The sequence below is a fragment of the Pantoea folii genome (assembly GCF_056678875.1).
Map to the genome: position 1 here is coordinate 58,392 of NZ_JBWXON010000026.1, position 9,892 is coordinate 68,283.

7 protein-coding genes are annotated in these 9,892 nt (G+C 49.3%); all 7 read right to left on the minus strand.

Translation table 11 applies throughout. From position 1 onward, the window contains the following. Positions 1-101 precede the first annotated feature (101 nt). Positions 102-3,401, minus strand: coding sequence for an ImcF-related family protein (locus tag AC1MDE_RS23730; protein ID WP_480345142.1), 3,300 nt, complete (start codon positions 3,399-3,401; stop codon positions 102-104). A gap of 110 nt (positions 3,402-3,511) precedes the next feature. Continuing rightward, complete coding sequence (locus tag AC1MDE_RS23735) at positions 3,512-4,630, minus strand: hypothetical protein (protein WP_479398426.1); 1,119 nt, start codon at positions 4,628-4,630, stop codon at positions 3,512-3,514. Between the two features lie 5 nt (positions 4,631-4,635). Beyond that, positions 4,636-4,890: a PAAR domain-containing protein gene (locus AC1MDE_RS23740; protein ID WP_072226632.1), complete on the minus strand. Its 255-nt coding sequence runs from the start codon at positions 4,888-4,890 to the stop codon at positions 4,636-4,638. A 342-nt stretch (positions 4,891-5,232) separates the two neighbouring features. Then, positions 5,233-5,673 (minus strand): inner membrane protein YiaA, encoded by a 441-nt coding sequence (gene yiaA, locus AC1MDE_RS23745; RefSeq protein WP_479398424.1) that lies wholly within the window; start codon positions 5,671-5,673, stop codon positions 5,233-5,235. Positions 5,674-5,931: 258 nt separating this feature from the next. Then, positions 5,932-7,029, minus strand: coding sequence for a T6SS immunity protein Tli4 family protein (locus AC1MDE_RS23750; protein WP_479398422.1), 1,098 nt, complete (start codon positions 7,027-7,029; stop codon positions 5,932-5,934). Then, the gene (locus tag AC1MDE_RS23755) at positions 7,026-8,627 is read right to left on the minus strand and encodes an esterase/lipase family protein (RefSeq protein ID WP_479398420.1); all 1,602 of its coding nucleotides are present in this window, start codon (positions 8,625-8,627) and stop codon (positions 7,026-7,028) included. Before AC1MDE_RS23755 ends, AC1MDE_RS23750 begins: the two co-directional genes overlap by 4 nt. Before the next feature lie 2 nt (positions 8,628-8,629). Beyond that, a partial coding sequence (locus AC1MDE_RS23760) for a DUF2345 domain-containing protein (protein WP_480345143.1) occupies positions 8,630-9,892 on the minus strand: 1,263 nt, incomplete at its 5' end.

The window sequence follows — 9,892 nt, forward strand, 5'->3', positions numbered from 1 at the left end:
GGGCTTCAGCCACGGCTCCCACAGAAAGACTGAGTCCGTCGCCAGCGCGCGAAGATGGTCCGTATCCGCACCGCAGGCGTTAATCAGGGATTGCAGTGGCATCAGTCTTCCTCGCTGACAAAGGTTTCATCCGGCACGTCCGGGGTGTCACTGATAATGAAAATGTCGGCCGGGAGCGTGAAGTTGCGCAGCTTCAGCAGCGCCAGCGGCCCTTCCCCCGCTTCTGTTCGCAGAATGTAGTTCAGCGGACGACCGTCCGGAGCCTGCCAGGTGAGCCGCCAGCTGCTGCTGATGCCCGGATTAGCGCTGACCTGAGCCTTATCCAGCAGGCGAATCAGGCCCCAGCTCCCTGGCATATCACCATACTGGCGGGTGCCGGCCTTCGTGCTTATCCAGCTCAGTGATGCGCCGGGCGCTTCAGTGTCAGCCGGCCAGGTGAAGCGTTTCCACACCGGCTGCTGATTCATGTAGGTGAGCTTCTGACTGTCAATAATCAGATCAGTCTGCATAACGTCTGCAGCCGTACCAGGACGCAGCTCAAAGTGCAGCCCGGCCTCACCATTGGTGAACACCACGTCGGAAATCCGGCTGAGCTGATTAAGCGCCTGCAGAAAGGCCGGGTTAAACGTCAGCCCCTGGGCGTTGATACTGTCCGGTACCCAGCGGGTGCCTTCGCGGTGCAGCACGCCGCTCAGACGCGACTGCAGGAAGCGGGTGATGCGTCCGTTCTCAACGTTCAGATATTTCGCCAGCAGCGGCAGTGACACCTCACTGCTGACCTTTTTAAACGGATAACGGCCGCCAAATGCGCTGTTCCACTCGTTCACCACCGACTGCTGCCACTGGGCGTTCAGGCTGCCCGCAGCCGGCATCAGCACCTGCTGCCAGGCCTGCTCCATCGGGCGCACAAACACCGTCTGCCCGAAACCGCTCCACTCCTGCCCCAGCCCGGCGGCGACCAGGCTGCCGTAATCACGCGTGTCAGTCAGGTCCACGGTTTTCCCCTGAAATACCGTCTGCGCCAGCGTCTGCGTCATGGCCTGCGGGTCTGCCGCGTTGGTGACCTGCTGCAGGCGCAGACGCACCTGAGTCACGCGCGTCAGGAAGGTGCGCAGGCTCATACTGCTGCTGCCCTGACTGTCAGTCAGCGCCAGCAGCGGGCCGAAAGTCGCATCGAGTGGGCCGCTCGGGCCGCTGTTCTGGTCAATGGCAGGGCGCTTTTCGCGGTTAAAGAGGTTCTGCGCGGATTTCACCAGTGAGTCGCCAATCGCGCCGCCGCTCTGTGCAGTGCGGCCCTGCACATTAAGCGTGTTCATTAATGCCACCAGCGGCGACTGTCTGACGTCTGCCATCAGCGTGAGCTGGTCGATAGCGTCTGAAAGCGTCGGTGCCGGCTGGAGGCGCAGGCTGTTCAGGAAGTTCAGCCAGGCGGCGCTGTAGTCGGTAAAGTAACGGCTGGTGAGCCGCGCTTCCAGCGCTTCGGGTGAGGATGAATCACCGGCAGACGGCGGCGCATCACTCAGTACCCAGTCCATCTCCTCACTCCGCTCCCTCGCCACTTTTTCAATCGCGGGTTTAACGCCGTCTTCCCACGCCTGACGGGTGAACATGCCGGGCACCACTTCATCGGTGGTAAACAGGCGACCCGCATCCGTATCGCCGGTCATGTCTGCCAAGCGCATATCGGCATACTGGTGCGCCACCTGCGCCAGCACCCGCTGATATTGGCGGGACTCGCTGTTAGTCACTCCCATCTGGCGAACCAGCAGGGAACGCACCTGCCCGACCAGCTCCGGGTCTGTTTTTAGCGCCCATTCAGGGTGAGCATTGAGATTCTCTGCATAAAAAGCCAGCAGCGGACTCCCGGCGCCCTGCCAGTATGCCTTGTCGACACCCTCCCGCTGCGTCCAGTTCTGCATCAGCGCCTGGCTGAACCAGCGGGGAGCCATACGTTCAGGGCGCGTCAGCATCAGGTAGAGTCTGAGCTGCGTGTAGGCCTGCTTTGACTGCGTTTCCCTGAGCGGGTTGTCGGGCGCTAATAATGCATAGGCTTTCAGTGCTTCAGTAATCTGCAAGGCTGCTGCATCGCGAAGCAGAGGCAGGGCCGCCTTACGGTAACGAGGCCACAGGGCGGACAGCAGCTCATCGTTCTGACTCAGTCCAAGACGACTGTACCAGGGCGTACCATGCTCCTGGCGATACTGTAATTGTCCGATCGTGTCCTGAAGCAAGCCCATCGCAGCAAGCCGTTGTTTTAAAGACTGACTGCTGTCAGAAGCATTTTCAGTCACCTGTACGGCATCACCGATAATGCTGCGATTGGCGGCGAAAGAGACCAGCATTCCTACTCCCCACAGTACCACCAGCACACAGGCGGCTGCGGCGAGAATGCGATTCCACTGCATGCCATAGCGAGACGGGCGAAGATGAGCAGGGAGTTCATTTGAAGACGCAGGCAGCGCATCCCAGCGGTTATCGCGTATCCAATGGTGTGGCACCGTAAGTGCCGTACCTTCCGATTGCGGGCTGAACACCATCCCCGCCAGCGGCAGAGAGCGATGAACACTCTGCAGCGGAGAAAGCAGCGTAGTTATCGATTCAGGCACACGCGCCAGCTGGTCCGCGAGGCTCAGCAAAAAGTGATGCTGCGGCGAGCCCGCCACCTGCTGGGTCCCCTGCGCGATGAGATCCGCCGCCAGTGCCGCGAGCAATGCATCGTGATTATTGGTTGTGGAAGTCTGGAACCCAACGGCCTGAGTTATACGGCCAGATTGCTTTCCAGCCCGTGTATGCAATGACCAGACGAACAGCGGCAGTCGCCAGCCGAGCATATTGCAGCGAGCCGATAAGGCATGTGCGGTGGCATCCATCGCGGCACTGGAAGGTTGCGAAGTAGTGGGCAACCCGCCAATGTCGTTAAGCTGGTCAGCAGCAGAAGTCACCCAAATTATCGCGTCTGCAGGACGGTGACGCAGACGCTTTAAAGCAATCAGCCAGTTTTCATCAGTTTGAGAGGCGGGATCGCCGCCCCACAACAACAGCGTACCACTGTCCTCTTGCCAGAGTTGATTGGTCAGGCCAGGTGCCAAGCGTTCAACGTCTGACACGCTGCCCGTGATGAGAAGGATGTGAACTTTGAAATTCCAAAGACGGCCGTGTTGTTGGCGGAGAGCATAATGGAGATGCTGAAGAATAATCCGGTGATTTTCAGTTGAAGTGGTTTTTTTCTTATCTAATTGCTTGTCGTGCCCAATTATTTTTTGAGGTAAATATTGCTCTTGCTCTTCGCCAATTGACTTTTTCTGAGAAAAATGAAGAGTAAAGACAGCTATTATTAAAGCTATTACACACATCCCCCAGATTAACCAAACATATTCAAAATTTACGCCTAAGATATCCATACCACTTCTGAAAGTAGTGATCAGGAATGCACTTACGCATGCAAGCGCCACGACTAATATTGAATATCCTGTTACACTAAAACGCCGAATGACCGGCGAAGCTGTTGATGTCATAAAAACAACTTCCTTGTAATCAGACAAAATGAATAGGCTTTATCCTTGCCATCTGATATTAATAATTGAGTTTCTCCCGTTCTAATTGCAGCATCAACTAATAATGAAATAGAAACAGGAAAGGATAATGGTCCTGGCGGGCCAAATGAATGATTAACAACCAAAAATGGATATCGAGAAGGAAGTGCCCATTTTTTTTCTTCAGCATAGCGTACGATTGTAATCTTATCAGCCTCCTCAACTCCCGAAAGCCATACATGCTTCATTTCTGAAGCCTCCAACCTGTTATACTCTGTCAGAATATCAAGTGATTTCGTCAGAGAGTTTGAATGCAAAAATCTCCCTACACCTGCTTTGACAAGGAATGAATCACTCTTGATCATTTCTGATGAACATATAAGACTTGCGTTAATGAATTCACTATATCCACATTCAACAGAGTTAGGCCAATCCTGTAAGGTAATAATCAGTGCCATTTCTTTAATCGAACAGAATTCAGAACCTGAAAAGTATTGGTCAGTTACAGATACAATATTAGGGACAATATCCCATTGTTTAAATACAGCCTCAGAAATGTGAGATGCATCATGCTTTTCTGTTTTGAGCAAAATGATGTCATAAAGACTATTTCGATAACCAGGGCATTGTCTTTCCAGATTTTCATCTAAAAAAATAAACTTAGCGCTTAAATTCAAAAAATCGTGGTGTAGATGTCTGCATTTAACTGGATATGCAGGAATATCAGAAGGATCTCCAATTAAAGCTTCGCTTCCATTTTCTTCAGGACACAAGATTATATTTGCTATAACCGGCCTTTGCCACATAGCCCAACGCTGCCAATGAGATTTGGTAAATTGAGTCTGAATATCCCATAATATAGCTGCATTGGAAGATTGATCATAGCGAAACCAAACAACTCCAACGAGACATAGCCATATCATAACTGAAGGTAGCAAACCATTAACCATTACATCTCTGTAGCTATTATCCCTCAAAAATAAAATAGAGACCAATGCCCCCAGGGAAATCAAAACAAGAAAAATAATTGTCAGAAATTTAATGGATGGTTTTTTCAAGATTTTTTTTGATGGGATATCTGGAATTGGCCAATTCATTTTATTTAATCTACCATCTCATTTCGAAAGCTGATAACTTTGCAACCACATTCACATACGCAGTCGTGAACAACCACCTGAACGCCATTATCAAACACTGTAGGATCGCCTTGCTGAATGTGGTTAGAACCATGCAGTGGGCATGAAACGCTATCTCCTACTAATGCAACTTGTACACCTTCGACATACATGGTTGATGTGGCTGATATAACCTTACCGCCGTGTGTTGTTGCATCGCCTAAGCAAGTCAGTGCTGGCATATACTTTTCTCCTATTTTAAATGGTGAGATACATCATTAAAGGAAATTAACAAATCAATAAATTTCAAAAATTAATAGCTAAAAATTATAAATAACAACCGCGTAACATACTTTACTGCTTAATAACAACCAAAGGATTACTAGTTTAAACTCATAGACTCACTATATCGATCATATACAAAAACGTTATCGCATGAAATTTGAACCGCGGCATTCCTATTAATCATAATTGAACACCCTATTATATGAGCATACTCTCAACAGAAGGTGCAATGGGTTAAATAAATATGAACAATCTTTAATGGTATAATTCGAATCAGGCGCATCACCGCCTGACAGCCATTAGTCCAAATCATTCTCAGCGTTATTATTAACCGGTATTCCTTGTTCTGTGAATTGGTTATCACGGGTATTCTTCTGCACGGCTACTGCACCAAATAGCGCCATGAAGAATGACACACCGTAAAACCCTTTTTCGCTAGGTATCAGTGTTGCATTCACCAATCCAATGACCAGCAGCGCAACTGAAAGACCAAATGCCAGCAGGCACACTCCGTAGTAAAGGCGAGTTGTGGGGATATTTTCCTGGCGATCGCGAACCGTTTTTTGCAATGAAACCGCAGCAAACAGCGCAAGAATCAGCACAGAAAAATAGTAGCCTTTTTCATTTAGCTCCATCCCTGCCTGCCACAAACCGGCCAAATAAACCACACTGCCGCCGATCATGGCAATCCAGGAAATAGCGATAAATGCGGGTGAAACAGGGATGTTCTGCGTCTTCATAGGATTTCCTTTAGGTTATTGAAGATAAGTTCAAATGTTAAAGATACATGCCGCCGGAATTAAATTCAGACCAATGCACCAGGGCATTGCGCCCTGTGCGCATATTTCAAACAGCCGTTGACTAAAAACAGTAAAAATATTCGGATTGAATAGGTGGTTGACATTGCATGGGAGAATGCCTGGCAATAGACAGGCAACACTCAGTACATAAAACAACTTATACGTCATGCAGTTGCACTAATGATTAGGTAAAGCAGGCTATTTTGCTATCGCATTTGGGCGGATACGGATAGTGTCGGTAATCTGCTGCCAGATACTTACAGCTTCGGCCTCTGTAAGACGTCCCTCGCCCTCAAGGCCCTGCTGCAGGAACGTCAGAGATAACATTGGATGCTTGGGCGATGCCGTTTTTTCATTGATATTAATGACAAATCGCAGAGCTTTTTCACCGTAGGTGTCACTAAGCAATCCCTTTGCCAGCCACTGTTCTGCATACAATCCATTGATGTTACGGGGTCCACTGGCGATGGTATTGCCTTCGGCTCGCTTGATGTTGCGCTCCATCATGGCACTTCTCTCCAGCAGAGAATCATCAGACGCAATGTAATTATCGCTGTCAAAATCAAAATCTAATGCGGGAAATTCTGATGATTTGTAAAGGAAACCGTAGCGCTCTTTTTGCTTGCTATCACCATCCTTAATGAACAACTCTGGCAGGCAAAAACCGGGGGTGTTGGGTATGTCATCTTCTTTCCTGCCGGAAATGCGCTTAAGCAGCTTAGTCAGCTCAATCAGTTTTTGCGGAACGGTATTACCGTAGATTTCGGGGGTCTGCTTTCGCTCTTCATCATAGCGCGACGATAATCCATTATCGGCTTCCATGGTTATTTCTACTGCAACACCATTGGTATAGAGGTGCGCCTCAAGGATACGTGAAGCATCAGGAATCTGGGTGCTTTCATTTCGTTCAAATACAACGCCCTGCATGCCATCAGGTAAAGAATGGATAGCCTTCAAAAATGGCATATCCTGTGGGCGTAATGTTTTTGTGGCAGATAATTCAATTTCTCTCAAACGGATCTTCTGTTTAAAAGCCGGAGGATAGATGCGTTTATAATTCAGCGGTGATTTGTTAACATATGCTATAACCTGATCTGATGAAGTGGCGAAGGTATTGGGTAGGTCTATCAGATAACGTCCAAGACATCGAGTGGCCATTCCCTGTAAAAAGTGCGTCACGTTCTTGTGCTCCTCAGTGGTCAGATTTATTCTCGGCGGCATCCCTCTGTAGCCATACCAGCTGGTAAAACCGGTGGCCAGCAGCACCAGCGTTATGATTGGTTTTTTAATACTCATTCATACCTCAGCGCGGTCTGTTCTATCTGCTGAACGATTTTCACCAGCGCCCTCAAGGTAAACTTCTGCGCCTGTCTGTTCTGGAAGGCTGCCTCATGTGAAACGGAAATCTGAAAACGCGCCTGCAAATGATGTTCAGCAATACGCCCAGATCGTACTGGAACCGTCCCGTCCCCAGCCTCTTCTGCTGGCAAAAGCTGATAAGTCTGATGAATGCCCGTTGCCCAGCCGCTACCTGAGAGGGGGGAAGAAACGCTTCGTTTCTCAAACATCTCCGTTTTATCAAGCGCGCGAGCTGCAAGCCCGTCACGCTTACGGTTGCGATTCAGCCACGCTTCTGCACGAGGAGTATTTGCGCGCCAGCAGACGTCACCGTAGGCCCGGTACGTCATATCCGCACTGTAGAATGCCCAACTATTCGGATGATACTTTCCGCAGAGATCCTCGATAAAAGGCTTAACTTCTCGTTGAATTGTTTTTGAGAATGTTTGCCAATCTTTATCCCTGTCTGCCGGGTCAGTGCTTTTGCCAGGGTTTATAAACTGACCCTCACACAGCCCCCACCATTTATCCCGCTGCAGATATATTTCGCTGTAAGGGTCGGCTACCGGTAACGCATGGATGGTTTTGTCATCCCTGATTTTCAGCCAGCGCTGCCCGTAAGCTTTTCCCGGTAACAGTTGCAGAGGGCCGGGAGACTGAGATAGCACGGCGGTCATGGCTTCCGCACTTGGGCCAAGTATCTGTGCACCCAACCAACCAACTACGTTGCCTGAGCCATTTTCCGTCCCGGCTTTCATTCTGCGGTAAGTCGCTGCGGCTCCGAGTGCCGGCATCACGCCGTGTACCACTCCCAGAACCTTGGCTGCCCCCCCAAGGTTCTGAGTATAGTGCCGGGCAACGAGCCCCCCCATGGAATGCGTAATCAGGATCACCTTCTCGCACATCCGGCCCTTCTGCCGATAAAACTGAATTTGCTTGTCAATGAATTTAGCCAATGCAATTGCTGAATCACCGTTTGACTGCAGCCAGTTATAACCCATGGCAAATACCGGAAAAAGGTAACGGTAAGTCAAATCCACCTCACCTTTACTCAGTGAGACATCACCTGTTTCTGTTTTCAGCATAGATTTCAGTAGAATCACGCGCTCGTTAGAGAGGGTGTTTTCAAAGTCGTTAAGCGTGTTCTGCAGCCAGTCAAGAAAAGTGGCATAGCTTGTGTATCCCACAGTTCCCCATCCTCGCTGCCGGCGAGTTTTGAGCAAATGGGATTCTGATTTTCCGATAATATTTCCGCCATCATCAACTATTGTTTCATTAGGGTCTAATTTCTTTTTTCGGACTGCCGCATTTTCTTTAAACCAGTCGCCTAAAATCTGGAGATTACTATCAAGCCTCCAGATTTTTTTATCTTTCTTATCTTTTAAATTGCTGCCCATTACACCCGGTATAAAAATGACTGGAATAACTCGGTCTGGATACACGACACATTGCTGTAAAATGTTTTTTTCTTTAGGCGTACTAAACAACTGATAGCAAGCATTACCATCCTCATCAAATGTCGGCTCAATTTTTGGTGTCGTTTTTTCCTCAGACATAACTAACGCTCCTTGTTCAAGTTTAAATTGATGCTGGCAATGTCAGGAAAGTTTTGATGAGCTATTTTTCCTGCACCATCTGAAGTAGCTAATGTCTTCCCGAGATCACTAATCACATTCCCTTGATGACTTTTTACCGCTTCTTTAGTTCCTGCCCGGATGAGTTGCGTGTTGAGTTCATAATTACCCTGTTGCCAGGAACTAAACATTTCGCTTGCACTTTGACCTCCGAATTTTTGCCATACTGCTGCGCGCTGAATAATTTTATCCGGGGCACCGCTCTCTACTTCACCGTTTCCTATTCTCAAATAAGCACCACCGCTACCTACCAGTAAAATATCCTGTTTTGCACGAATGATAACTTTACCTTCGCTACTACTGATGCGTACATCCTGGAATGCATCCAGCAACACCTCATCACTCTGAGACTGAATTTCGACTTTCCCCTTAGCCGCTAGTAACTTCAGTCCCAGCTTTTGTGCAAACAGGCTGATTCTTTCTCCCGCTGCCACCGTGAAAGCTTTCATTACGCTGAAGTCAGTGTTTTTACCGCTGGTTGCAATGAGGTTTTCACCTGCTGACAGTTGCAGGCTTTTAGTCGTGGCTTGCGCGATGCCACCAGGCGCTGAGAGTAGTAACGCTGACTGCCTAAGCTCGGTGATGGCATCACTCAAAAGCGATTTCTGGGTTTGTAAATCCGCCAATTCGGCTTTTGCCATCTCTGCTGCACTTCTCAAGGACTCAGTTAACTGCTGCGCCTTTTGAAGTTCGCCAAGAGCATCTTGCATCGACAACATCTTCCCATGTGCCTGCGACTGAATATCCGCACTGATAAACACGCCTTTGCCACCACGGATAGCGATATGATTATCAGTGCGCAGTTCTGCACCTTCGCCACGAAGCTCACGCCGTGCATTGACATTGTGCCCCAGATTCAGCTGCGTCTTGCCTCCATACTCCGTGCTGAGCTTGATATGCTCCTCACCACGCTTGTCCTCCATGCGCAGCTTGTTCAGTCCGGCGGTACGAATAACGTTGCGGGTGCTATTTTTCTCAGTAACGTGATCCACATGTCGTGAATCATGCAGCGCATGAGCGATATAAGGCTGGTCCGGGTCACCCTCACGAAACGCTATTGCCACCTCCGTCCCCTGTATCAGCGGGAAGTGGAAGCCGTACATATCCCCGCCGTAAGGTTTCGCGAGGCGAACGGGCATGCTTTCCAGGCCGCGATCCTTGCCATCCTCGTCCGCATCAAACACCAC

Excerpts from the sequence above, each read along its gene's own strand:
- AC1MDE_RS23740 (WP_072226632.1), bottom strand. The coding sequence starts at position 4,890 with ATGCCAGCACTGACTTGCTTAGGCGATGCAACAACACACGGCGGTAAG.
- AC1MDE_RS23755 (WP_479398420.1), bottom strand. The coding sequence starts at position 8,627 with ATGTCTGAGGAAAAAACGACACCAAAAATTGAGCCGACATTTGATGAG.
- AC1MDE_RS23735 (WP_479398426.1), bottom strand. The coding sequence starts at position 4,630 with ATGAATTGGCCAATTCCAGATATCCCATCAAAAAAAATCTTGAAAAAA.
- yiaA (WP_479398424.1), bottom strand. The coding sequence starts at position 5,673 with ATGAAGACGCAGAACATCCCTGTTTCACCCGCATTTATCGCTATTTCC.
- AC1MDE_RS23730 (WP_480345142.1), bottom strand. The coding sequence starts at position 3,401 with ATGGATATCTTAGGCGTAAATTTTGAATATGTTTGGTTAATCTGGGGG.
- AC1MDE_RS23750 (WP_479398422.1), bottom strand. The coding sequence starts at position 7,029 with ATGAGTATTAAAAAACCAATCATAACGCTGGTGCTGCTGGCCACCGGT.